This is a genomic window from Afifella sp. YEN Y35 (assembly GCF_047553465.1).
Classification (GTDB): Bacteria; Pseudomonadota; Alphaproteobacteria; order Rhizobiales; family Afifellaceae; genus Afifella; species Afifella aestuarii.
Genome location: NZ_CP180203.1, coordinates 1,301,192 through 1,325,217, shown reverse-complemented (window position 1 = coordinate 1,325,217; position 24,026 = coordinate 1,301,192). Strand labels below are relative to the sequence as shown.

The window sequence follows — 24,026 nt, the reverse complement described above, 5'->3', positions numbered from 1 at the left end:
TCGTTCGACGCGGGAGCAGCTTGATTCCGTTTCCTTCCTAGACCGGCCGCCGTTTATGCGTTGTTTCACCGCATGAGGCAGAGATGACAGTAACGAAGTGACGCAGGCTTGTCACCTAGCTTCCACAAGAAATGCGTCTTTTTTGGTCGAAGGCTGCTCAAACATGGTGCAGCCGATTGTTGGCTTGGGAAACACCGGCTGCGCGCTTGCCAAGCCGCCCCCGATACGGTTTCAGTGCGCGCGCACAATCTGACCTATGGATCGCTTCAATGCGACTGTCCCGATATTTCCTGCCCATTCTCAAAGAAGACCCCAAGGAAGCGGAGATCGTCTCCCATCGCCTGATGCTCCGCGCGGGTATGATTCGCCAGCAATCTGCTGGAATTTATTCGTGGTTGCCGCTCGGCAAGCGCGTGCTCGATAAAGTGAGCGCCATTGTCCGGGAGGAGCAGAACCGCGCCGGTGCGCTCGAAATCCTGATGCCGACGATCCAGTCGGCGGATCTCTGGATCGAAAGCGGGCGCTACAACGATTATGGACAGGAGATGCTGCGGATCCGCGACCGTCATGATCGGTCGCTGCTCTATGGTCCGACGGCGGAAGAGATGGTCACCGACATCTTCCGCAGTCATGTGCGCTCCTACCGGGATCTGCCGCTCAATCTCTATCACCTGCAGTGGAAGTTCCGCGACGAGGTGCGGCCCCGCTTCGGCGTCATGCGCTCGCGGGAATTCCTGATGAAGGACGCGTATTCCTTCGATCTCGACTATGAGGGCGCCCGTGCGGCCTACAACCGAATGTTCGTCGCCTATCTGAGGACGTTTTCGCGCTTCGGCCTGCAGCCCATTCCGATGCGTGCGGAAACCGGACCGATCGGCGGCGACCTCAGCCACGAGTTTATTATTCTCGCCGACACCGGCGAAAGCGCTGTCTATTGCGACAAGGCGCTGTTGGATCTGCCGATTCCCGGTGAAGACACAGACTTCACCGCCGATCTGTCGCCGATTTTCGATGCTTGGACGGGGCCTTATGCGGCGACCGACGACATGCACGATCCAGCGGCCTTCGAGGCGGTGCCGGAAGAGCGGCGGGTTTCCGCACGCGGTATCGAAATCGGCCATATTTTCTACTTCGGCACCAAGTACTCAGAACCGATGAAGGCGATGGTGACGAATCAGGACGGGGAAATGGTGCCGGTGCATATGGGCTCCTATGGCATCGGCCCGTCGCGCGTGGTCGCCGCGATCATCGAGGCGAGCCACGACGATGCCGGCATCATCTGGCCGAAGAGCGTCGCACCGTTCGATCTTGGTCTCGTCAATCTGAAGCCGGGCGACGCAGCGACGGACGAAATCGCCGAGGGGCTGACCGTGCGCCTGGAGAAGGCCGGTCTTGAGGTCCTCTACGACGACGTCGATGCGCGCGCCGGGGCCAAATTCGCAACGATGGACTTGATCGGTCTGCCGACTCAGCTCGTCGTCGGCCCGCGCGGCGCCGCCTCGGGCGAGGTCGAGGTCAAGGATCGCGCCACCGGCGCCAAAGAGACATTGTCGCTCGATGAAGCGGTCAATCGCCTCGTGCACGAAAAGGCCTGAGCTTGGTGGAAAGAGCCGCAAAGGGGGAGGCCGAGGTCGCCGACGAATCGGCAGGCAAACGCCGCAGCACATCGAACGCTGCGACGCGGCCTTTCTCGGCGTATGAATGGATGCTGGCGCTGCGTTACCTTCGGCCGCGGCGCAAAGAAGCTTTCATCTCCGTCATTGCGGGTTTTTCCTTTCTCGGCATTTGCCTAGGCGTCGCGACGCTCGTGATCGTCATGGCCGTGATGAACGGCTTCCGTGCCGAGCTTCTCGACAAGATCCTCGGGATCAACGGCCATCTCATTCTGCAGCCGATCGATACGCCTTTGACCGACTACGATGCGGTCGCCAAGCGCATAACGGCGGTGCCAGGCGTGCGCGCGGCCATTCCGTTGGTGGAGGGTCAGGCGCTCGCCTCGGGCGCAACGAGTGGCGGCTCGGGTGTCCTGGTGCGGGGCATCCGAGGAGCCGACCTCGAAAAAGTCCCCGGCATTGCCGGCAACATTCAAGACGGCGGCGGGATTGCCGACTTCGACACGGCGGGTGGCGTGGCCGTCGGCAGCCGGCTTGCCCAGTCTCTCGGCCTCTTCGTGGGCGACAACATCACCCTGGTCAGTCCGCGCGGTGCCGTCACGCCCATGGGCGTCTCGCCACGCGTCAAAGCCTATCCGATCGTCGCGATCTTCGAGATCGGGATGTCGGAATACGATTCGACCTTCGTCTTCATGCCGCTCGAAGAGGCGCAGGCCTATTTCAACAAGGGTGAGGAAGTCGGGGCGATCGAGGTCTATCTCGACAATCCGGACGATGTCGAGGCGATGCGGGGCAAGGTCGAAGAGGCGGCCGGTCGGCCGATCTATTCGTCCGATTGGCGACAGCGCAACGTCACGTTCTTCTCCGCTCTCGAAGTCGAGCGCAACGTGATGTTCATCATCCTGACGCTGATCGTGCTCGTCGCGGCCCTCAACATCATCTCCGGTCTGATCATGCTGGTGAAGGACAAGGGGCACGACATCGCCATCCTGCGCACGATGGGGGCGACACGCGGGGCGATTTTGCGGGTCTTCTTCATCACGGGAGCAAGCATCGGTGTCGTTGGTACGCTCGTCGGCGTGGCGCTCGGTGCGCTCGTCTGCGCCAACATCGAAAGCCTGCGCGAATTCGTGACCTGGATCACGCGCACCGAAGTGTTCTCGCCTGAGCTTTATTATCTGAGCCGTCTGCCCGCCGATATGGACGTGGGAGAGACGATGTCGATCATGGTGATGGCGATCATTCTTTCCTTCCTCGCGACGCTCTATCCGGCCTGGCGCGCCGCCAAGCTCGATCCTGTTGAGGCATTGCGCTACGAATGAGCGACACGGCAGACATCCCCGCGCTCAGCCTTGAGAAGGTCGTGCGCGTCTATCAGAGCGGCAGCGGAGACCTCCCGATCCTGCAAGGGGCGGATCTCACCCTTTTTCCGGGTGAGCTCGTGGCGCTCGTCGCCCCCTCGGGCGCCGGCAAGTCGACGCTTCTGCATATGGCCGGACTTCTCGAAAAGCCGGATGACGGGCAGGTCTGGGTGGCCGGGGAGGCGACGGTTGGCCTCGATGACGGCGAGCGCACGGCTTTGCGACGGCGCACCATCGGCTTTGTCTACCAGTTCCACCATCTTCTGCCGGAATTCTCCGCGCTCGAGAACTGCGTCATCCCGCAAATGATCGCGGGCCTGTCCCGTCAGGAAGCGATGGAACGGGCGCGCCAGCTGCTTGCCTATTTGCGCGTCGATCATCGCGCGGATCATCGACCTGCCGAGCTTTCCGGCGGCGAACAGCAGCGCGTGGCGATCGCCCGGGCCTTCGCCAATGCGCCGCGCCTCCTTCTCGCCGACGAACCGACCGGCAATCTCGATCCGAAGACGTCGGACCATGTCTTTGATGCCTTGACCCGGCTCGTGCGTGAGACGCGGCTCGCCGGGCTGGTTGCGACCCACAATCTCGCTCTGGCAAAGCGCATGGATCGCACCGTCACGCTGAGAGACGGCAAGATCGTGCCTTACGAGGGCGCCTGAGGCGGCCGGCCATCGCAAGGCGCATGGCTGAACGACGTCGTGCCGTTTCGGCAGCACGCCCTGCCGACGAGTTCAAATCCAAACGACTCTCTCCGAACATCGCCGATCGAGCGCGCATGCCACTGGGCTTTTGCGCCCATGGCGTGTCGGCAGCCTGCACACGCTCTCCGCGGCCGGCTCCTATCACAATAGGCGCCGTACATCTGTGCGTTCAGTCCAAACGTGGGCCTGAGGGGCCGCGACGCCTCCGCTGACGGGCGTCCTCGCCAGAGCCCTGCCTTTTCATCTGCGGAAGTCCTGCGGCTGCGCGCCTTCCGAAAGAGCAGAAGCGCACGCTGTGAAAAGCCCAACAGGCACCGGGGTTGACAGAAATCAAGAAACAGAACATGTTGAGAACAAAGAGGGAGTATACGATGAATATGTTCGCTTCTGAGCTTCTGTCTTTCGCTGCGACCGTGGTGCTGACAGCCTCTTTATACGTCCTGAGCCTTGGGTTGTTCGCGCCCCTTTGAGGCCTTTTCCGCGCGAACGGCGGCACCGGTTCGTCGGCTGCGATTCCGCAGGGACGTGCGGTTGCTGGTGAGCAACCGGTGGCTCCTTGGCCGGTCTCATGATGTTGGTCTCGGGTTGGGTGCGGGACGGCCGAGCGAGACGTGATGGCCGCGTCGACCAGGGGCAATCAATCCGCGGTGCCGGATTTTCGCTGCGATACAGGGAGATCACCTGACGGCTCTGTGTCCGGAATGGCGTTCGGCGCCGTGAAGGTGAAGAGCAGGAATTGTGTGACCTGGCCAAGCGGGTTGAAATTGTCGTCTGAGGCAAGGACGAGCGAAGGCTGGCCGTCGATCATCGGGCCAAAGCTCGCGGCCTCGATGTTGTCGAGATCGAGGCCGAAGGTTCCTTCATCGAGGACGAGCCAGGGCGTCTTTCGCACCGCGCGGACATCGCGATCCGCAATGCTTTCGAGACCAGAAATGTCGTCCGCATCGTCGAGGTCGACGCCATAGAGGGCGATGTGGTTGCCGACGCCTGCCGCATAAGAGCGTTCGATGACGAGGAGACGACCGTCGGCGAGCGCGAGAGCTTCTGAAACGCCATTGTCGGCGCCGCCGAGCGGAAATGCGGGGGCGCGAAAAATGGGATCGGTTTCGTAGACGTATTCGGCCGCTACGTTGCCGGAGGCGAGGTCGAAGACGATGATGCGTGACGGGCTTCCGGCGTAGAGCGTCGCCTGGCCGCCGTCCTGAATGAGCGCGTTTTCGGTAATGGCGTAGAGGCGTGTGTTGTCGGGAGAGAGGGCGATCGCCTCAAAGCCGAGATTGTCGCGCACGCCCTGGGTGCCATTGGGGCGGTTGCCGTCGGGGCTGGTGCCATCGTGGTGGGTGCCAGAGGGATTGGGCAGATAGGCGTCAGGCAAAGAGAGCTGGCCACTCGCGCGGCCGTCGAGGTCGGAAATGAAGATCTCCGGAGTGCCGTTCTCGTCGCCTTCGCTCGACCAGTAGAAATGCGTGCCGTCGGCGGCGAGCCTCAAAGCCTCTGGATCGATTTCGCCTGCAGAGAACTGACCGCCACCCGGCGGCCTGAGAACATGCATCGACGTGATGTCTATGCCGTGGATGCCGTCGGCGTCGAGGGTCAGGTGGAGCGTGTAATATCGTGCCGGTCCGCGCTGCGCCCGGTCGTCTGAGAGAGCGTAAAACGTGTCGTTCGCCGCATCGTAGTCGAGGCCGGAGATTCCCCCGAAAGGCGTTCCTTCGACCTCGAGGTTTTTCGGCAATATCAGGGCCCCGTGGAAGACGGGTGGGGGCAGGCTGCCGGCCTCTTCGGCCTCTCCCGGGCTCGACGCCGCGATGGCTCCGAGAATGACGAGGAGGAGGGAGAGAGGGGAGACAGAGGGCACGGTAGGTCTTCGGGCGATTCGTACTTTTCTTAGGAAGCGCAACTTGGCGACGGATCCATGACGGGACCATCGCGGGTTGGCTGACGTGGCGTCGCAGCCGGGGCGGGGCGCAACGGCGGGGCTGAGAGAGATGGGTGGGGACGAGGGGCGCTCGTGCCTGTCGTTCGGTCGCCAGCGGCGTTACAAGAGGCGTGAAGGAGTCCACTCTTGGCACCGCATTTTATCCATCTCAATTGTCATTCAGCCTTTTCGCTGCTGGAGGGTGCGCTCCCGGTCGCAAAGCTCATCAAGCTCGCCAAGAGCGCAGGCATGCCCGCTGTGGGCGTGACCGATTCGGCGAATCTTTTTGGCGCGCTCGAATTCTCTCAAAAAGCCTCCGGCGCCGGCATCCAGCCGCTCATCGGCTGCAAATTGCCCGTGGCTTTGTCGGAGAACGTGGAGCGCCGCGCCGAGCCGCACTTCCGGGCCGCGGGGCGTGAACATCTCTTCCTGCTCTGCGCCAACGAAACTGGCTGGCAGAACCTCGTTCACCTCGTCACCGCCTATTATCTCGGCGAAGATTCCGCCGGGCTGCCGCTGACGGCGCCACTCTTGCAGGCGTATGGCGACGGGCTTCTGGCGATGACGGGCGGCCATGATGGCGTGCTTTATCCCTCGATCTTCGCCAATCGCCCGGAGGATGCCGCCGGGCGGCTGAGGGCGCTTCAGACGATTTTTCAGGACCGGCTTTATGTGGCGATCGAGCGCCATGGAATGCAGATCGAGACGGCTGCCGAAGCGGGTGTTCTGGACCTTGCCTATGCGCGCGACGTGCCGATCGTTGCGACGAATGAGCCCTTCTTCGCGAGCGAGGACGATTACGAATCGCATGATGCACTGCTGGCGGTCGCGGAAGGCCGCGTCGTCTCCGAAGACGATCGTCGGCAGCTCACCCGCCAGCACGGCTTCTTGTCCGCCGAGGCGATGGCAGAGAAATTTGCCGATCTCCCCGAGGCGATAGAAAACACCGTCGAAATCGCCATTCGCTGCCAGATGCGGCCGAAGACGCGCCGTCCGATCCTGCCGCGTTTCGTCGGCGGGGCGGCTGCCGATGCCGAGACGGCGGAGGCGCACGAGGCGGCCGAGCTGCGCGAGCAGGCCGAAGCGGGCCTCCAGGCCCGTCTCGCCAAGCATGGCTGCGCGCCGGGCCTCAGCCTCGAAGACTATGAGAAACGTTTGAGTTTCGAGCTCGGCATCATCGAGAAGATGAAGTTCCCGGGCTACTTCCTGATCGTTTCCGACTTCATCAAATGGGCGAAGGAACACGGCATTCCGGTGGGGCCAGGCCGTGGCTCGGGCGCCGGTTCTGTGGTCGCGTGGTCCTTGACGATCACCGACCTCGATCCCTTGCGTTTCAATCTCCTCTTCGAGCGCTTCCTCAATCCGGAGCGTGTATCGATGCCGGACTTCGACGTCGATTTCTGTCAGGAGCGGCGCGACGAGGTCATCTCCTATGTCCAGGAGCGCTACGGCAAGGCGCAGGTGGCGCAGATCATCACCTTCGGAACGCTGCAGGCGCGCGCTGCCCTGCGCGATGTCGGCCGTGTGCTTGAAATGCCGTACGGCCAGGTCGACCGGCTCTGCAAACTGGTGCCGGCCGATCCGTCAAACCCGGTCACTCTGGCCCAGGCCGTCGCCGACGAACCGCGCTTTCAGGAAGAGATCGAGCGCGAGCCGGTGGTCGGTCGGCTGATCGACATCGCCACGCGGCTCGAAGGGCTTTATCGCCACGCCTCGACGCATGCCGCAGGTATCGTGATCGGTGACCGTCGGCTCGAGGAGCTGGTACCGCTTTACCGCGACCCGCGTTCCAACCTCCCCGTCACCCAGTTCAACATGAAATGGGTGGAACAGGCCGGTCTCGTCAAATTCGACTTCCTCGGCCTCAAGACGCTGACCGTGCTCGACAAGGCGGTGCGTCTCCTGCGCAAGCGCAAGATCGATTGCGATCTCGCGGCTTTGCCCCTCGACGATCCGACGACTTTCGCCATGCTCGCCCGCGGCGAAACGGTTGGCGTCTTCCAGCTGGAAAGTCAGGGCATGCGCCGCGCGCTCGTCGGCATGCGTGCCGACCGCTTCGAGGACATCATCGCTCTCGTCGCGCTCTACCGGCCGGGACCGATGGACAACATCCCGACCTACAACCGGCGCAAGCATGGCGAGGAAGAGCCGGATTACCTCCTGCCCGAACTCGAGCCGACGCTGAAGGAGACCTACGGCGTCATCATCTACCAGGAGCAGGTGATGCAGATCGCCCAGCTCCTGTCGGGCTATTCACTCGGTGAAGCCGATCTTCTTCGTCGCGCGATGGGCAAGAAGATCAAGGCGGAGATGGACGCCCAGCGCGAGCGCTTCGTCGAAGGCGCCAAGGCGCATGGCGTGAAGGCCGCCGATGCTGCCATGGTCTTCGACCTCGTGGCGAAATTCGCAAGCTACGGCTTCAATAAATCTCACGCGGCAGCCTATGCTCTCGTTGCCTATCAGACGGCCTATCTGAAGGCCAATCATCCCGCAGAATTCCTGGCGGCGTCGATGACGCTCGACATGGGCAACACCGACAAGCTCAACGAATTTCGGCTGGAAGCAAAGCGCCTCGACATCCAAGTGCTTCCGCCGGACATCAACCGCCCACGCACGTTCTTCGACGTGGAGGAGGGCGCGATCATCTACGCCCTGTCGGCACTGAAGGGCGTCGGCCAGCATGCGGTCGAGCATATCGTCGAAGCCCGACGCGACGGGCCCTTCGCCGATCTCGCCGACTTCGTGGCGCGCACGGATCCGAGAGTGATCGGTCGGCGTGCCATGGAATGCCTGGTCCAGGCGGGTGCATTCGATTCGCTCGGCCTCGACCGTGCGACCGTCTTTGCCAATGTCGGCCGGCTTCTGCGGTCGGGTACCGAGCATCATGCGCGCCAGGAGGCGGGCGTGGTCGATCTCTTTGCTGCGCCGAGCGATGCTCCCGAACTCAACCTTCTGCCAGCTGATCCGTGGATGCAGTCGGAAAAGCTCATGCGCGAGCTTGCCGCCGTCGGAGCCTATCTGTCCGGACATCCGCTCGACGCCTATTCCGACATCGTCAGGAAGAAGGGGGGCAGCTCATGGAAGGATTTTGCCGACAAGGTGAGGCGGCTCGGCGCGGAGGCCGGCCTCGTCGCCTCGACTGTCGTGCGCAAACAGGAAAAGCGGACGCGCTCCGGCGGGCGCATCGGCATTCTGACTCTGTCTGATCCCTCGGGACAGTTCGAGGCGGTGCTGTATCAGGAGCAGCTTTTCGAATGGCGCGACAAGCTCGAGCCGGGCCGCTCTTATCTCTTCCGCCTGACCGCTGAGATGGAAGACGAGACGGACGATCTCAGGGTGCGCATCGTCGGCGTGGAGCCGCTCGAGGAGATGGCCGCGCAGCTCAGCATGGCGCTGACGGTCTATTTGAACGACAGCGATCCCGTCGAGCGTCTGGCAAGCCGGTTGAACGGGCGTGGCCAGTCACAGGTGTCACTGGTGCTGCTGCGGCGAGACGAAAATCGGGAAATCGAGATCCGACTGCCCGGGCGCTATCAGGTCACTCCGCAAGTCGCGAGCGCAATCAAGGCAGTACCGGGCGTCGTTCACGTCGACCTTCAATGATGTGAGAGCGTGCGGGAGAGGCCAGTGCGGCCTCTCCCCACCGCACGCGGTGCGTTTTTTGGCGTTTCGTCAGCAATCGCGCGACGCTGCTGGACCCTCTTCAGCTTGCGAAGCGCGTCTCGCATGCCCATTTGGGCGTTGCAAAAAAGCCGCCCGCCCCTTATAGGGCCGGCCATCACACACGCAGGGTATTTGCTTTAGAGGCATCCGGTGGCGGTCTGCCGTCCGTCCCTGCGGAGGTACAACCGGAGACGAAAAATGGCGCTTCCTGATATTTCTATGCGCCAGCTGCTCGAGGCTGGCGTTCATTTCGGTCATCAATCTCACCGCTGGAACCCGAAGATGGCTCCGTACATCTTTGGTGAGCGCAACAATATCCACATCATCGACCTCGCCCAGACGGTGCCGATGTTCTATCGCGCGCTGCAGGCCGTGAGCGATGTGGTCGCGCAGGGCGGTCGCGTGCTGTTCGTCGGCACGAAGCGGCAGGCGTCTGAGGTCGTGGCCGATTCGGCACGGCGTTGCGCCCAGTATTACGTCAACTCCCGTTGGCTCGGCGGCATGCTCACCAACTGGAAGACGATCTCCAATTCCATTCAGCGGCTGAAGACGCTGGAAGGGATGCTCGAGGAAGGCGTCCAGGGCCTCACCAAGAAAGAGCGTCTGTCGCTGACGCGCGAACGCGACAAGCTTGAGCGCGCGCTTGGCGGCATCAAAGACATGGGCGGCATTCCGGATCTCCTTTTCGTCATCGACACGAACAAGGAATCGATTGCCGTCGCTGAGGCGCGCCGCCTCAACATTCCGGTCGCTGCCGTCGTCGACAGCAACAGCGACCCCCAAGGCATTTCCTACCCGATCCCGGGCAACGACGACGCGGGTCGCGCGCTTGCCCTTTACTGTGATCTCGTCACGCGTGCAGTCCTCGACGGCATTTCGCGCGGCCAGGGCGACATGGGTGTCGACATCGGTGCCTCTGAAGAGGTGAGCGAGGTCGCGCTCGAGGATGCAAGCTTCGGCGGCGAGACGCCCGAGACTGCCAATCCGGAAGCGAATGCGCAGGCCGACAACGCTGCGTCGTCGGACAAGGCCGGGGACGTCGAGCCGTTGTTTGCGCGCCCGGAAGGCGACGCTGACGATCTGAAGAAGATCAACGGTATCGGCCCCGTTTTGGAGCAGAAGCTGAACCAGCTCGGTGTGACCCGTTACTCCCAGATCGCCGGTCTCGATCAGGCGGACACGGAACGTCTCGACGCGGCGCTCGGATCCGCTGGCCGTGTTGAGCGCGAGGACTGGATCGCGCAGGCGACCGCGCTGGTGAAAGAACAGGAAGCCGCAGCCTAAGGCTGCGCACACGCAAGAGAGGACATGATCGATGGCTGTAACGGCCCAGATGGTCAAGGAGCTGCGCGACAAGACCGGCGCCGGCATGATGGACTGCAAGACGGCACTGCAGGAGGCGGATGGCGACATGGATGCCGCCGTCGACTGGCTGCGTGCGAAAGGTCTCGCGAAGGCTGCCAAGAAGGCGGGCCGCGTTGCCGCTGAAGGCCTCATCGGCATCGCCGAGGCGGACGGCAAGGCCGCCATCGTCGAGGTGAACTCCGAGACCGACTTCGTTGCCCGCAACGATCAATTCCAGGCGCTCGTGTTGAAGGTCGCGGAAGCGGCCCTCTCCACGGACGGCTCTGTCGCCGCGGTCAAGGCCGCCGACATGGCAGGTGCCGGCAAGAGCGTTGAAGGCGCCTTGACGGATGCCGTCGCCACGATCGGCGAGAACATGGTGCTGCGTCGCTCGGCGGTGCTTGAGGCCAATCCGGGTGTTGTTGCCACCTACGTGCACGCAGCTTCCGCGCCGGGCCTTGGCAAGATCGGTGTCCTGGTCGCGCTGCAGTCGAACGGCGACAAGGAAAAGCTTGCGGCTCTCGGCCGCCAGATCGCGATGCATATCGCGGCCGCGAGCCCGCTTTCCGTCGATGTCGATGGGCTTGATGCGGACGTGGTTGCGCGTGAACGCGCGGTCTTTGCCGAGCAGGCACGCGAATCCGGCAAGCCGGCCAACATCATCGAGAAGATGGTCGACGGCCGGATGCGCAAGTTCTACGAGGAATCGGTGCTTTTGAAGCAGGCTTTCGTCATCGACCCGGACAAGTCGGTCGAGCAGGCGATTGCCGATGCCGAGAAAGACGCTGGCGCTGCGATTGCTCTGACCAACTTCGTTTGCTTCCGCCTGGGTGAGGGCGTAGAGCGCGAAGAAGAAGACTTTGCCGCCGAAGTTGCCGCTGCTGCCGGCAGCCGCTGAATAGACCCGCGCACTCTTCGCGCGGCGCAAAGAGACAGGGGCGCGAACGTGTCGGGCCGCAAACCGAGTAAGGAATGCAGGCATTTATGAGCGAACGTCCGCGCCCCAAAAGAATTCTTCTCAAGCTTTCCGGCGAAGCCCTGATGGGCAATCAGCCCTTCGGGATCGACGACAACGTCGTCCGCGCCTTCGCAACGGAAATCGTTGCCGTCCACAACGCTGGCACTGAGCTTGCGATCGTCATCGGCGGCGGCAACATCTTCCGCGGAGTGGCGATTGCCGCACGCGGCGGAGACCGCGTCACGGGCGACCATATGGGCATGCTCGCGACGGTGATGAATGCGCTCGCCGTCGAAGCGGCGATCGAGCGCTTGGGCGTGTCGGCCCGCGCCATGTCGGCGATCGAAATGCCCTCCGTCTGCGAGACCTACGTGCATCGGCGTGCCGCGTGGCATATGGACGAGCGGCGCGTGGTCGTGCTTGCGGGCGGGACCGGCAATCCCTTCTTTACGACGGATTCCGGTGCGGCGCTGAGAGCACTTGAACTTGAGTGCGATGCGCTTCTCAAGGGAACCCAGGTCGACGGTGTCTATTCGGCTGATCCGCGTCTGGATCCGACCGCGACCCTCTACGAGACGGTCAGCTATCAAGAGGTCATCGCCAAGGATCTCCAGATCATGGATACGGCGGCTTTCTCGCTTGCTCGCGACAATAGCTTGCCGATAATTGTATTCAACATTCACCAGCCGGGGGCGCTCGCCCGCATCGTCGCTGGGGAGGCCGTCGGAACCCTCATTTCCGGCGACCGCAAAAACGAAATCCGGGGAAAACCATGAGTGAAGGCGTCGATTTCAAGGACATCAAAAGACGGATGGACGGAGCCGTCTCCGTGTTGCGCACCGAGCTTGCGGGTCTGCGCACCGGCCGGGCTTCTCCGAACCTTCTCGATCCGATCACGGTGAGTGCTTACGGCTCGCAGATGCCGATTTCGCAGGTCGGCACGGTGAGCGTCCCTGAATCGCGCATGCTTTCGGTGCAGGTGTGGGACCAATCGCTTGTCGGCGCAGTTGATAGAGCAATTCGGGATTCCAATCTCGGCCTCAACCCGATCATGGAAGGCACTCTTCTGCGAATCCCGATCCCCGAGCTCAACGCCGAGCGTCGGCAGGAGATGGTGAAGGTGGCCCACAAATATGCCGAGAACGCGCGTGTGGCCGTCCGCCATGTGCGCCGTGACGGCATGGAGGCACTGAAGAAGTCCGAAAAGGACGGAGAGATCAGCCAGGACGAGAGCCGGGGTCATTCTGACCGGATCCAGTCCCTTACGGACGAGCATATTGCCGCAATTGACGACATGCTCGGCCATAAGGAAAAGGAGATTATGCAGGTCTAAAGACGGTTGCGCCTTCGCGCTGGCCACCGGACCTCTGGTTGCGTTAGCCTCTCGCGATAGCACTCGTTCAGCCGGTAGGGGCACTGGCTTTACGTTTTCCGCTTATGATTGGCGCAACTGGAGCGCGAGCACGCAGGCGGCACAGAGGCATGGGCACACTAGCGCAGATCGATCCGGTGCCGCGCGCGCGGTCCGGCGGGGAAATTCCCGCGCACGTTGCCATCATCATGGATGGCAACGGCCGTTGGGCAAGCGCCCGTGGCCTGCCCCGAATCGAAGGTCATCGCCGCGGGGTCGAATCCGTTCGCCGGACAGTGCGCCACGCGGGCGATCGCGGTGTACGGGTTCTGACCCTCTTCACATTCTCCTCTGAAAACTGGTCGCGACCGCGCAGCGAGATCAACGACCTTTTCAATCTTCTGCGCTTCTTCATTCGTAACGATCTTGCCGAACTGAAAAAGAACGGCGTGCGCATCCGCGTCATCGGCCGCCGTGAGGGGGTGCCGAAGGATATTGCCGCTCTCGTCGAGAAGGCCGAAACGGAGACCCGTGGCAATGAGGGTCTCGTGCTGCAGGTCGCCTTCAATTATGGCGGTCGCGACGAACTGGTGCGCGCCATGCGGCGGATCGGCGAGAAAATGGTTCGTGGCGAGATCGATCCGGCGGACTTCTCAGAGCGCGTTTTTGCCGAACATCTCGATACGGCCGGCATCTCAGATCCGGATCTTCTGATCCGCACATCCGGCGAAGCGCGGATCAGCAATTTTCTTCTCTGGCAGCTCGCTTACACGGAATTCGTCTTTCTTCCTGTCTATTGGCCGGATTTCGACGAGAACGAATTCGACGCTGCAATCGCTGAGTTTCACAGTCGCGATCGCCGTTTTGGAGGGCTGACAGGTGTCTGAGGGCAGGGGCATTTTTTCATTCGACAAGAGCGATCTTCCGACGCGCGTGGTCTCCGCGGCGATCCTGCTGCCGCTCGCGATCCTGCCGACCTGGTTTGGCGGCGTTGCCTTTCTTCTTCTCGTTCTCGTTCTGGCGCTCCTCGTCTTCTACGAATGGACGCGCATGAGCGAATGCGAGCAGCCTCAGGCCTGGCGGATCGGTGAGGGGCTGCTTCTCGCCTTCGCGCTGCTCGTGACCTTCGGTGGCTTGCCGGGCGGTGGGATCCTGCTTCTGCTGCTGCCGCTCGTGGCGGTCCCGCTCGTCGCCTCGGGGACGGTTCTGTTCGATCAAGGCGTGGCGAGCGGCCAAAGCGCCGGCGCGCGCGACCGGCGGCCGCTTTGGCTCGCGCTTGGCGTTCTCTATGCCGGCATTCCGAGCGTGGCCCTCTTGGCTTTGCGCGCTGATGCCGAGACGGGCCGCCTCGTGCTCTTCTTCTTGCTGTTCGTCGTCTGGGTCACGGATATCGCGGCTTATTTTGGTGGGCGCGCCATCGGCGGGAAGAAGCTCTGGCCGCGCGTCTCGCCGTCGAAGACCTGGTCGGGCGCTGCGACCGGCGCGGCCGGCGCGTTAGTCGTGGGAATTTTGTTCGCGGTCTTCACGGAATCTCGATGGGCGTCCGCGATCGGTGCCGCATTGATCCTGTCGGTCGCGGCGCAGCTTGGAGACCTCGGGGAATCGGCGATGAAACGTCGGTTCGGCGCCAAGGATTCCGGCCGTCTTATCCCGGGGCACGGTGGTCTGATGGACCGGATCGATGGGCTTTATGCGGCGGCCGTCGTCGCCGTCCTTCTGGCGCTCAGCGGTTTTGCCGCCCCCATCCCTGATTGGACACAGTAAAATGGCACGTATCGTCACCATTCTCGGCGCCACAGGTTCCATCGGAAAGAGCACTGTGGACCTCATGGAGCGCGATCTCGCGCGCGAGGGCGGCCCGGCGTTCAAGGTGCGTGCGGTGACCGCGGGGACGAAGGTCGACGAGCTTGCGGATGTCGCCCGTCGCGTCAAAGCCGAAAGCGCCGTCATCCGCGACAAGAGCCGTTATGGCCGTTTGAAAGAGGCGCTGGACGGGTCCGGAATCAGAGTGTCGGCCGGTGATGACGCCGTCTGCGAGGCGGCGGCCGAGCCTGCCGATCGGGTTCTGTCCGCGATTGTTGGTGCGGCTGGTGTCGCGCCCACGGCGGCGGCGATTCGCGCCGGCAACGATATTGCCCTCGCCAACAAGGAATGCCTCATCTGCGCCGGCTCGTCGTTCATGGCGCTGGCGCGCGAAAAGGGTGTGCGCATCCTGCCGGTCGATTCGGAACACAACGCCATTTTTCAGTTGCTGGTCGACGTCGATCCGGCGTCGGTCGATCGGCTCGTCCTGACCGCTTCGGGCGGGCCGTTCCGTGCCAAGAGCGCCGACGAGCTCGCCAAGGTGACCGTCGACGAAGCTCTGCATCATCCGACCTGGTCGATGGGGCCGAAAATCACCGTCGATTCGGCGACCTTGATGAACAAGGGGCTGGAATTGATCGAGGCACGGCATCTCTTTGGCTTCCCGCCGGAGCAGCTCGGCGTTCTCATTCATCCGCAATCGAAGGTTCACGCCTTCGTCGTCTTCCGCGACGGTTCGTGGCATGGAGAGCTTGGCGCGCCCGACATGCGGCGCCCGATCGACTACTGTCTCAACTGGCCGGACAGGGCAGAGCGGGCGACAAGCCATCTCGATCTCGCCGAGGTCGGGACGCTCTCCTTTGAAAAGCCCGATTCGGAGCGCTTTCCCGCACTGAGGATCGCCCGCGAGGCCATGGTCGCAGGCCGCGGCGCGCCCACTGTGTTGAATGCGGCCAACGAAATTGCCGTTGCGGCCTTTCTCGATCGGCGCATTGGGTTCATGACGATCCCGCAGCTCGTCGAGCGCGTGCTGGAAGAGGCCGACAAGGCGGGGTTGCTACACGAGCCCGCGACGGTCGAGGCGGCACTCGTTCTCGACGGCCAGGCGCGCGATCTCGCGGCCGGGCGTCTGCTGGCGGCCTGAGCCCGCAACGAACGGCGCGTCAGACGAGGCGAATGCCGATCAACGACACGGATAAGGAGGAAGCACACACATGCTAGAAACCCTGAGTTCGGCTGGTGAGGTCGCTTTCTTCTACGTCGTGCCGGCGCTCGTCGTGCTGACGGTCGTCGTGTTCATCCATGAGCTCGGGCATTTTCTCGTCGCGCGCTGGTGCGGGGTAGAAATCTCCACATTCTCCATCGGCTTCGGGCGCGAGCTCTTCGGTTTCGATGATCGACACGGCACACGCTGGCGGGTGAGCGCGATTCCATTGGGCGGCTATGTGAAGTTCGTCGGCGACGAGAACGACGCGAGCTTCCCGGATCCTGAGGTCTTGGCTGCGACGACGCCCGAAGAACGCGCGGGCCTGTTCCATTTCAAGCCGGTCTGGCAGCGTGCGGCCGTCGTGTTTGCCGGGCCATTTGCGAATTTCATTCTCGCCGTCGTTCTCTTCGCGGCCGTTTTCGGCACGATCGGCAAGCCGGTGACGACGCCTCTGGTGGAGATCGTCAATCCTGGCAGCGCCGCGGAAGAGGCAGGCTTCGAGCCCGGCGACACGATTGTCGCGATTGACGGAAGCCATGTTGAGACCTTCACGGACGTTCAGCGGGTTGTCGCGCTCGCCTCGGGCGAGACGCTTCATTTCACGGTCGAGCGCGATGGGCGTGAGATCGAACTGACCGCCACTCCGCAGCGTCAGGAAATTCCCGACGGGCTCGGTGGGACGCAACGCATCGGCGTTTTGGGCGTCTCCCGGGCGGCCGATGTCAAGCTGGAGCGGTTTGGCCCGATCGGTGCAATCGGCGAGGGCATGCGGGAAACCTATGTCGTGGTCGAACGCACGCTGACCTATGTGGGTCGCATCTTCAGGGGGCGTGAAAACGCCGACCAGCTGAGCGGTCCGCTGCGCGTGGCGCAGGTCTCTGGCGTGGTGGCCGAATCGGGCGGTGTCCCGGGGCTCGTTCATCTCGCCGCGATTCTCTCCGTCTCGATCGGTCTGTTGAACCTTTTCCCCGTTCCGATGCTCGATGGTGGGCATCTCGTGTTCTACCTGATCGAGGCGATACGCGGTCGGCCGCTCGGGCCACGAGCCCAGGAGATGGGTTTCCGCATCGGCTTCGCGCTGGTCATCATGCTTTTCGTCTTCGTCACCTTTAACGATATCGTAAGGATGACCGGGATTTGAGCGCCGTTGCCGAATGGCCACTTGACCATCAAAAACGGCCGTATCGCTTGGGTTGCCAGTTGCTTCGCGCCGGTATCCCTGCGATACGAACGGCACAATCCGCGGCCCTTCACGCGTATCTGGGCGGCTCCGCAGACAAGAGACCGGGCAAAACGGCACATGAAACATAGATCCTTAGCGGGCTTCATCCGCGGCGCAGTTTTCGCCGCACTGACGATCATGGCGACGGGGCTTGTCTCCGGTCCCGGCTTCGTCTCTCAGGCTGAAGCTGCTGTCGTCAGCTCTGTTGCAGTGAATGGAAATCAGCGTGTCGATGCTGACACCATTCGCGCCTACCTTCTCGTCAAGCCAGGTCGCAGCTTCTCGGCGAAAGACGTCGACGAATCGCTGAAGGCGCTGTTCGAGACGGGGCTGTTCTCCGATGTTCAGATCAATCAGCGCGGCAGCACCCTGGTGGTGAGCGTTGAAGAGAATCCGATCATCAACCGCATCAATTTCGAGGGTAACAAGAAGTTCAAGGACGACCAGCTGAAGGGCGTCGTGAGCTCCCAGCCGCGCGGCGTGTTCACGCGCGCCAAGGTGCAGAACGATGTTCAGCGCATCCTTGAGCTCTATCGCCGGTCTGGTCGTTTCCAGGGCTCCGTGACGCCGAAGGTCATCGACCTGCCGGAGAATCGCGTCAACCTCGTCTATGAGGTTTCGGAAGGCCCGAAGACGGGCGTGTCCCGCATCACCTTCATCGGCAATCAGCATTACAGCGACGGGCGTCTGCGCAACGTCGTTCAGACGCGCGAGAGTGGTCTTCTCAGCTTCCTGCGCTCTGGCGACACGTATGATCCCGATCGTCTGTCTTCGGATGAGGAGCGGCTGCGTCGCTTCTACCTCAACCGTGGCTTCGCCGATTATCAGCTCGTCTCGTCCGTCGCCGATCTCGACCGCGAGCGGAATGCTTTCTTCGTGACCTTCACGATGGATGAGGGCCCGGAATACCGGTTCGGCCAGATCCAGGTCGACAGCATCATCCCGGGTATCGATCCGCAGTCTCTTATGCGTCTGGTTTCCACCGACGAGGGCGATGTCTATTCGAGCGAGAAGGTCGAGAAGTCGATGGAGGCGATCACCATCGAACTCGCCAGCTCGGGCTATGCGTTTGCCCAGGTGCGGCCGCGTGTCGATCGCGATCCGGTCAACCATACGATCGGCATCACCTATATCGTCGACGAGGGGCCTCGCGCTTATATCGAGCGCATCGAAATCTCTGGGAACGACCGCACCCGCGATTACGTCATCCGCCGCGAGTTCGATATCTCCGAGGGCGACGCCTACAACCGCGTTCTCATCGACCGGGCCGAGCGTCGCCTGCGCAACCTCAACTACTTCGACAAGGTTTCTGTCGGAGCACAGCCGGGCAGCGCGCCTGACCGGGTCATCGTGACGGTCGAGGTTCAGGAAAAGGCGACCGGCGAGCTCTCCTTCGGTGCCGGCTATTCCACGAGCGACGGCATCCTTGGCGACATTTCGCTGACCGAGCGCAACTTCCTGGGTCGCGGCTATTTCGTCCGTGCGGCGGTCGGCGCTGGCGAGTCTTCCAAGACCTACGAATTCGCGTTCACCGACCCGTACTTCCTCGGACGGCGCGTTTCCGCTGGCTTCAACGTCTATCGCAAGGACTACGAGGACAACGACTACCGCTCGTACGACTACACCACGACGGGTGGCGGCATCACCTTCGGCTTCCCGATCACCGAGGACTTCACCGTCCAGCTTGGCTACAAGATCGAGCAGCAGGAGATCGACGTTCCGAACTTCGATATCGACACGGATCCGATTTCCGAGTGCACGAGTTCCTCGAAGGCCGTGTGTCTGGCCGAGGGCGACACGCTGGTGTCCTCCGCGGTGTGGAGCATGATCTACGACACGCTCGACAACCGCCTCGATCCGCGTGACGGCATGTATGGCAAGCTGACCCAGGAAATCGCCGGCGTCGGTGGCGACGTGAGCTTCGTGCGCACGACCGCTTCGGCCTCTCTCTATCGCGAGCTTCTGGTCGACCAGGAAGTCATCGGTATGCTGCGCGTTCAGGGTGGCAACATCACGGGCCTCGGCGAGGACGTGCGGTTGCTCGACGCCTTCTATAAGGGCGGCGAGACCATCCGCGGCTTCGAATCCTCCGGTATCGGTCCTCGCGATATCGCCTCTGATGATCACGATGCTCTCGGTGCGAAGTACTTCGCAGCGGCCACCGCTGAAGTCGTCTTCCCGTTCCCGGCTCTGCCGCGTGAACTTGGGCTGCGGGCGGCTCTCTTTGCCGATGCAGGCACGGCCTGGGGCACCGACATCAGCGAAGCCGACGTTCCGGGTATCGATGTCGTCGATGAAAATGGCATCCGCTCATCGGTCGGCGCCTCGCTTCTCTGGGCCTCTCCGCTTGGTCCGATCCGCGCCGACTTCGCTTATGTGCTGAGCAAGGAAGACTACGACGAGACGCAGTTCTTCCGCATCGGCGGCGGCACCAAATTCTGATCCCAAGGCCGGCCTCGTGCCGGCCTAACCTTTTTTGACCATGACAGATCGCACGCGCTTCTTTCCGCCCTTCGGGCCGCTCCGCCTCGGTGACGTGGCAGAGCTTTCCGGCGCCACGCTGTTGCGTGGCGATCCGGAGTCAGAGATCACCGGTTTTGCACCAATCGAGATAGCCGGGAGAGGGGACCTGACCTTTCTCGACAATCCGAAATATGTGCGCCATCTGGACGGGACGCATGCGACCGCCTGCCTCTGCGCGCCGCGCTATTCCAGCAAGGTGCCCGAAGGTGTCGCGGTCCTCGAAACCGGTGAGCCTTACCGCGCTTATGCGCGCATTCTGGCCACCGCTTTTCCCGAGGCGGTCGCGCCCAAAAATTTCGCCAGTACATCCGATGAGCCGCTTATTGCCGGCACCGTTCATCCCACTGCACGTCTTGAAGAAGGCGTGCGGGTGGAAGTCGGTGCGATTGTCGGCCCCAACGTCGAAGTCGGCAGTGGCACCGTCATCGGGGCGGGTTCCGTCTTGGCTCATGATGTGGCCATCGGACGCGACTGCATCATCGGTCCGAACGCGACCGTGCAGCATGCGCTTCTCGGCAATCGCGTGCGTCTCTATCCGGGCGTCCAGGTCGGCCAGGATGGCTTCGGTTTCGCCATGGGCGCCGGTGGCCATATGAAGGTTGCGCAGATCGGGCGTGTGATCATCCAGGATGACGTCGAGATCGGCGCGGCGACCACCATAGACCGTGGTGCGAACCGCGACACGGTGATCGGCGAAGGCACCAAGATCGATAATCAGGTTCAGATCGGCCACAATGTCGAAATCGGGCGGCACTGCGTCATTGTCGCCCAGGTCGGGATTTCCGGCTCTGCCCGGATTGGAGACTTTGTTGCGATCGGCGGAAAAACCGGCATAAACGGCCATGTCACGATCGGCGATGGGGCGCAGATCGCCTCCGTGAGCGTCGTCCATGGCGACGTTCCTCCGGGCGCGCGTTTTGGGGGGGTTCCTGCGCAACCGGTCAAAGACTGGTTCCGTGAGGTGACGATTCTGCGCCGCATCGCTCGGCGTGAATTGGGGCTGGACAAAGACTGACGGTGCCGGACAGAGGGTGCCGTAATCGGAGAAGATAATGAACGAGATGCCGACGCAGTTGGAGGCGACAGACATCCACGGGATTCTGCAGGCCTTGCCGCATCGCTACCCGTTTCTCATGGTCGATCGAATTCGCGACATTCGTGGCGATGAATCGGGTGTCGGCATCAAGAACGTTACGATGAACGAGCCGCATTTCCAGGGGCATTTCCCCGGATATCCGATCATGCCGGGCGTGCTCCTGATCGAAGGCATGGCGCAGACCGCGGCAGCCCTTTGTGTTCTCTCTTCAGAGACGAAGGCGCCGAAGCGCGTCTTCTTCATGACCATCGACAAAGCGAAGTTCCGCCACCCTGTCACGCCGGGCGACACGGTCGAGTATCACGTCAACAAGCTGAAGCGCCGCGGTACGATCTGGAAATACGCGGCCGTTGCGGAAGTGGCGGGCAAGAAGGTGGCCGAGGCGCAAGTGAGCGCCATGGTCCTGGACGAGTAGCGCGTGGCTTCCATCCATCCAAGCGCGATCGTCGCCGACGGCGCGAAGCTCGCTGAAGACGTCGAAGTCGGTCCGTTCTGCGTAGTCGGGGCCGGGGTCGAACTCCGTTCCGGTGTCGCGCTGCGCTCGCATGTCGTCGTCGACGGTGCGACGACGATCGGCGAATGCACCACAATCTTTCCCTTTGCGTCGGTCGGCATGCCGCCGCAGGACAAGAAATTCCAGGGTGAAGAAAGCCGGCTAGAGATCGGTGCGCATTGCGTTATTCGCGAGCACGTGACGATCAATCCCGGGACGGAGGGTGGGGGGCTCGTCACGCGCATCGGCGATCGCTGCCTGCTTCTCGTCGGAGCGCATGTCGCCCATGATTGCATCATCGGCAACGACGTAATCCTGGTGAACAATGTGCTCCTCGGCGGGCATATCTCGATTGCTGATTTCGCCATCATCGGCGGCGGCGCGGCTCTGCACCAGTTCGTGCGTGTCGGCGAGCATGCCTTTGTCGGAGGAATGTCGGCAGTCGAGAACGACGTGATCCCCTTCGGCTCCGCCATCGGCAATCGCGCCAATCTCGGAGGGCTGAATATCGTTGGCCTGAAGCGGCGCGGTTACGAGCGTGAGGCCATTCATTCCTTGCGGCGGGCCTACCGGCTCCTGTTCGCGCAGGAAGGTACGCTGCACGAGCGCCTGCGTGATGTGGCGCAGGAATTCGCCGACGATGCCAATGTCCAGAAGATCGTCTCGTTCATCGAGGAGGGCGGAAGCCGCGCCATCTGCACGCCGCGCGGAGGCCGTGAGGTCTGAACGTGGTGGAGATGTCCAAGGGCGGCCCGCTTGGTATCCTCGCCGGCGGCGGGGGACTTCCCAACTTGGTGGCGCAGGCGGCCGCGCGCGCAGGGCGTCAGCCGCTGATCTTTGCCCTTGCCGGAGATGCTGAAGAGCGCAAGACGACCGGCTTCCCGGTTTTCCGCATCCGGTGGGGCGAGATTGGCCGGCTGGAGCGGTTGCTGAAGGAGCACGATTGCAAAGAGGTGGTGATGGTCGGTGCTGTGAAGCGGCCGGAGATCAAGGACATCCGTCCAGATTTCGGCGCTTTGCGGCTGATGCCGCGCATCATAAGTGCCATTCGCTCCGGCGATGACAGCGCGCTCAAATCTGCAGCCGGCATCTTCGAGGAGTACGGCGTAGAGCTTCTCGATCCCCTTTCAGTTGCACCTGAACTTGCCTGCCCGCCCGGTCTTCTCGTCGAGGGAAGGGTGCCGCTCGATACCGATGAGCTTGCCAAGGCTGCAGAGGCCGCGCGCATGATCGGCGATCTCGATATCGGGCAGGCGGCGGTCGCATGCGGGCGCCGCGTGGTGGCGCTCGAAGGTGCGGAAGGCACCAACGGCCTCTTGTCACGCGTGCGGGAGATGCGCCTGACGAAGCGCATCCCGAGGCATGGCGGGATTCTCGTGAAATGCATGAAGCCGAGCCAGGACCCGAGACTCGATATCCCGACCATAGGCCCGGAGACAGTGGAAATGGCTCGTGAGGCGGGCCTTGACGGAATCGCATGCGAGGCGGGCCGCACCATGCTCGTTGGCCGCGATGAGACGTTCGCGGCCTTTCGTGCAGCCAGGCTCTTTCTCTACGGCATTCGCCGACGCCCATGACCGCGCGTCCGATTCGCATCGCCCTCGTCGTCGGTGAAGCTTCGGGCGATCATCTCGGCGCCGCTCTTCTGAAAGAGATCCGCTCCCGGCATCCCGAGACGGTGTTTTTCGGGGTCGCGGGCGAGCGCATGACGGAGGCTGGCGTCGAGAGCCTGTTCCCGCTCGATGATGTGGCCGTGATGGGCTTTGCCGCGGTCGTTGCACGCCTCCCGCGCATCATCGGGCGTATCCGCGAAACCGCCGCTCATATCGTGGCGGAGCGGCCGGACGTCCTCGTCATCATCGACAGCCCCGGTTTTACGCAAAGCGTCGCAAAGCGTGTTGCGCGGCAGCTGCCCGATCTTCCGATCGTCAATTACGTATCACCCTCCGTCTGGGCCTGGCGGAAGGGGCGGGCGCGCAAGATGGCGCGTTACATCGATCACGTGATGGCCCTGCTGCCGTTCGAGCCGGAGGTCCATAAACGTTTGGGCGGGCCACCTTGCACCTATGTCGGCCACCCGTTGATCGAGAACCGTGAGAAACTTCGCCCGGCGTCTGGAGAAAGGGCCGGCCTCGATGCCGAACCGCACGTTCTCATTCTGCCGGGCAGCCGTCTCAGCGAAGTGAAGCGGCTGATGGAGCCGTTCGGTGAAACGGCGCGCCTGATCGCGCAGTCAAAGCCCGATGTGCGTTTCGTGTTACCGGCCGTCACCCATTTGCGGCCGGAGATCGAAAGGCGCGTGGCGGATTGGCCTGTGAAGGTGGACCTGGTCGTCGGCGAAGAGGCAAAGCTCGCGGCCTTCCGACAGGCGAGCGCCGCGCTCGCGGCGTCTGGAACTGTGACACTCGAGCTTGCGCTCGCCAAAGTGCCGATGGTTGTCGCCTACCGTGTGGAATGGCTGGCGCGCAGCCTCAAATGGCTTTTGAACGTGCACTCGATCGTGCTCGCCAATCTCGTGCTCGGCGACAATACGGTGCCTGAGTTCCTGGACGACGCCGGGTCTCCCGAGGTGCTCGCCCGAGAGATTCTTGCGCTGTTGGAAGAGGGGCCGGCACGCGAGGCGCAGATGTCCGGTTTCGCGCGCCTCGATGCGCTGATGGAAACGCCGGATGGCCAGACGCCGAGCGAGCGAGCGGCGGACATCGTTCTCGACTATGCGCAAAAAGGAAAGGCGGCCAGTGGCCGCCCTTCCAGCATTTCGCAGTGAGGCGAG

General features: G+C 62.7%; 19 protein-coding genes. 18 read left to right on the top strand and 1 reads right to left on the bottom strand.

Translation table 11 applies throughout. From position 1 onward, the window contains the following. Positions 1–269 precede the first annotated feature (269 nt). From proS to ACK8CP_RS06370, 3 genes are all read left to right on the top strand, one after another. Positions 270–1,595 (top strand): proline--tRNA ligase, encoded by a 1,326-nt coding sequence (gene proS, locus ACK8CP_RS06380; RefSeq protein WP_414833717.1) that lies wholly within the window; start codon positions 270–272, stop codon positions 1,593–1,595. A gap of 110 nt (positions 1,596–1,705) precedes the next feature. Further along, a complete protein-coding gene (locus tag ACK8CP_RS06375) occupies positions 1,706–2,935 on the top strand; it encodes a lipoprotein-releasing ABC transporter permease subunit (protein ID WP_234629317.1) in 1,230 nt (409 codons plus the stop codon). Continuing rightward, a complete protein-coding gene (locus ACK8CP_RS06370) occupies positions 2,932–3,633 on the top strand; it encodes an ABC transporter ATP-binding protein (protein ID WP_234627852.1) in 702 nt (233 codons plus the stop codon). Before ACK8CP_RS06375 ends, ACK8CP_RS06370 begins: the two co-directional genes overlap by 4 nt. Positions 3,634–4,312: 679 nt before the next feature. Here ACK8CP_RS06370 and ACK8CP_RS06365 read toward each other — a convergent pair. After that, positions 4,313–5,533, bottom strand: a complete 1,221-nt coding sequence (locus tag ACK8CP_RS06365; RefSeq protein WP_414833716.1) for an esterase-like activity of phytase family protein — start codon at positions 5,531–5,533, stop codon at positions 4,313–4,315. Positions 5,534–5,740: 207 nt separating this feature from the next. Between ACK8CP_RS06365 and dnaE the strand changes: the two genes are divergently transcribed. The 15 genes from dnaE to lpxB all read left to right on the top strand — a co-directional run bounded on the left by dnaE (position 5,741) and on the right by lpxB (position 24,020). After that, positions 5,741–9,196 carry a DNA polymerase III subunit alpha gene (dnaE, locus tag ACK8CP_RS06360; protein ID WP_414833715.1) on the top strand — a complete coding sequence of 1,152 codons (3,456 nt, stop codon included), beginning with the start codon at positions 5,741–5,743 and terminating at the stop codon, positions 9,194–9,196. Positions 9,197–9,454: 258 nt separating this feature from the next. Continuing rightward, positions 9,455–10,540, top strand: coding sequence for a 30S ribosomal protein S2 (locus ACK8CP_RS06355; protein ID WP_414833714.1), 1,086 nt, complete (start codon positions 9,455–9,457; stop codon positions 10,538–10,540). 31 nt (positions 10,541–10,571) lie between these two features. Beyond that, positions 10,572–11,498 (top strand): translation elongation factor Ts, encoded by a 927-nt coding sequence (tsf, locus tag ACK8CP_RS06350; protein WP_092812584.1) that lies wholly within the window; start codon positions 10,572–10,574, stop codon positions 11,496–11,498. A gap of 86 nt (positions 11,499–11,584) precedes the next feature. Further along, the gene (gene pyrH / locus ACK8CP_RS06345; protein WP_092812801.1) at positions 11,585–12,334 is read left to right on the top strand and encodes a UMP kinase; all 750 of its coding nucleotides are present in this window, start codon (positions 11,585–11,587) and stop codon (positions 12,332–12,334) included. Then, a complete protein-coding gene (gene frr, locus ACK8CP_RS06340; protein WP_092812581.1) occupies positions 12,331–12,891 on the top strand; it encodes a ribosome recycling factor in 561 nt (186 codons plus the stop codon). Before pyrH ends, frr begins: the two co-directional genes overlap by 4 nt. Positions 12,892–13,040: 149 nt before the next feature. Next, positions 13,041–13,796, top strand: a complete 756-nt coding sequence (locus ACK8CP_RS06335) for an isoprenyl transferase (protein WP_092812578.1) — start codon at positions 13,041–13,043, stop codon at positions 13,794–13,796. After that, positions 13,789–14,673, top strand: coding sequence for a phosphatidate cytidylyltransferase (locus ACK8CP_RS06330; RefSeq protein WP_414833713.1), 885 nt, complete (start codon positions 13,789–13,791; stop codon positions 14,671–14,673). The genes ACK8CP_RS06335 and ACK8CP_RS06330 overlap by 8 nt, the downstream gene beginning before the upstream one ends. 1 nt (position 14,674) lies before the next feature. Beyond that, positions 14,675–15,856, top strand: coding sequence for a 1-deoxy-D-xylulose-5-phosphate reductoisomerase (gene dxr / locus ACK8CP_RS06325; protein ID WP_414833712.1), 1,182 nt, complete (start codon positions 14,675–14,677; stop codon positions 15,854–15,856). Positions 15,857–15,926: 70 nt separating this feature from the next. Continuing rightward, entirely contained in the window at positions 15,927–17,060 is a 1,134-nt protein-coding gene (gene rseP, locus ACK8CP_RS06320; RefSeq protein WP_234627858.1) for an RIP metalloprotease RseP, read from the top strand. A 159-nt stretch (positions 17,061–17,219) separates the two neighbouring features. Next, complete coding sequence (gene bamA, locus ACK8CP_RS06315; protein ID WP_414833711.1) at positions 17,220–19,583, top strand: outer membrane protein assembly factor BamA; 2,364 nt, start codon at positions 17,220–17,222, stop codon at positions 19,581–19,583. Positions 19,584–19,623: 40 nt separating this feature from the next. Then, positions 19,624–20,679 carry a UDP-3-O-(3-hydroxymyristoyl)glucosamine N-acyltransferase gene (gene lpxD, locus ACK8CP_RS06310; RefSeq protein WP_414833710.1) on the top strand — a complete coding sequence of 352 codons (1,056 nt, stop codon included), beginning with the start codon at positions 19,624–19,626 and terminating at the stop codon, positions 20,677–20,679. A 37-nt stretch (positions 20,680–20,716) separates the two neighbouring features. Beyond that, complete coding sequence (fabZ, locus tag ACK8CP_RS06305; protein WP_128293959.1) at positions 20,717–21,175, top strand: 3-hydroxyacyl-ACP dehydratase FabZ; 459 nt, start codon at positions 20,717–20,719, stop codon at positions 21,173–21,175. A 3-nt stretch (positions 21,176–21,178) separates the two neighbouring features. Continuing rightward, a complete protein-coding gene (lpxA, locus tag ACK8CP_RS06300) occupies positions 21,179–21,979 on the top strand; it encodes an acyl-ACP--UDP-N-acetylglucosamine O-acyltransferase (protein WP_128293960.1) in 801 nt (266 codons plus the stop codon). Between the two features lie 11 nt (positions 21,980–21,990). Continuing rightward, complete coding sequence (locus tag ACK8CP_RS06295) at positions 21,991–22,830, top strand: LpxI family protein (RefSeq protein WP_414834200.1); 840 nt, start codon at positions 21,991–21,993, stop codon at positions 22,828–22,830. After that, entirely contained in the window at positions 22,827–24,020 is a 1,194-nt protein-coding gene (gene lpxB, locus ACK8CP_RS06290; RefSeq protein WP_414833709.1) for a lipid-A-disaccharide synthase, read from the top strand. Before ACK8CP_RS06295 ends, lpxB begins: the two co-directional genes overlap by 4 nt. Positions 24,021–24,026: the final 6 nt, after the last annotated feature.

Coding starts and splice junctions, on each gene's coding strand:
- lpxD (WP_414833710.1), top strand. CDS start 19,624: ATGACAGATCGCACGCGCTTCTTTCCGCCCTTCGGGCCGCTCCGCCTC.
- ACK8CP_RS06355 (WP_414833714.1), top strand. CDS start 9,455: ATGGCGCTTCCTGATATTTCTATGCGCCAGCTGCTCGAGGCTGGCGTT.
- ACK8CP_RS06295 (WP_414834200.1), top strand. CDS start 21,991: ATGTCCAAGGGCGGCCCGCTTGGTATCCTCGCCGGCGGCGGGGGACTT.
- rseP (WP_234627858.1), top strand. CDS start 15,927: ATGCTAGAAACCCTGAGTTCGGCTGGTGAGGTCGCTTTCTTCTACGTC.
- ACK8CP_RS06370 (WP_234627852.1), top strand. CDS start 2,932: ATGAGCGACACGGCAGACATCCCCGCGCTCAGCCTTGAGAAGGTCGTG.
- pyrH (WP_092812801.1), top strand. CDS start 11,585: ATGAGCGAACGTCCGCGCCCCAAAAGAATTCTTCTCAAGCTTTCCGGC.
- ACK8CP_RS06335 (WP_092812578.1), top strand. CDS start 13,041: ATGGGCACACTAGCGCAGATCGATCCGGTGCCGCGCGCGCGGTCCGGC.
- fabZ (WP_128293959.1), top strand. CDS start 20,717: ATGAACGAGATGCCGACGCAGTTGGAGGCGACAGACATCCACGGGATT.
- tsf (WP_092812584.1), top strand. CDS start 10,572: ATGGCTGTAACGGCCCAGATGGTCAAGGAGCTGCGCGACAAGACCGGC.
- ACK8CP_RS06375 (WP_234629317.1), top strand. CDS start 1,706: ATGCTGGCGCTGCGTTACCTTCGGCCGCGGCGCAAAGAAGCTTTCATC.
- dxr (WP_414833712.1), top strand. CDS start 14,675: ATGGCACGTATCGTCACCATTCTCGGCGCCACAGGTTCCATCGGAAAG.
- lpxB (WP_414833709.1), top strand. CDS start 22,827: ATGACCGCGCGTCCGATTCGCATCGCCCTCGTCGTCGGTGAAGCTTCG.
- proS (WP_414833717.1), top strand. CDS start 270: ATGCGACTGTCCCGATATTTCCTGCCCATTCTCAAAGAAGACCCCAAG.
- bamA (WP_414833711.1), top strand. CDS start 17,220: ATGAAACATAGATCCTTAGCGGGCTTCATCCGCGGCGCAGTTTTCGCC.
- frr (WP_092812581.1), top strand. CDS start 12,331: ATGAGTGAAGGCGTCGATTTCAAGGACATCAAAAGACGGATGGACGGA.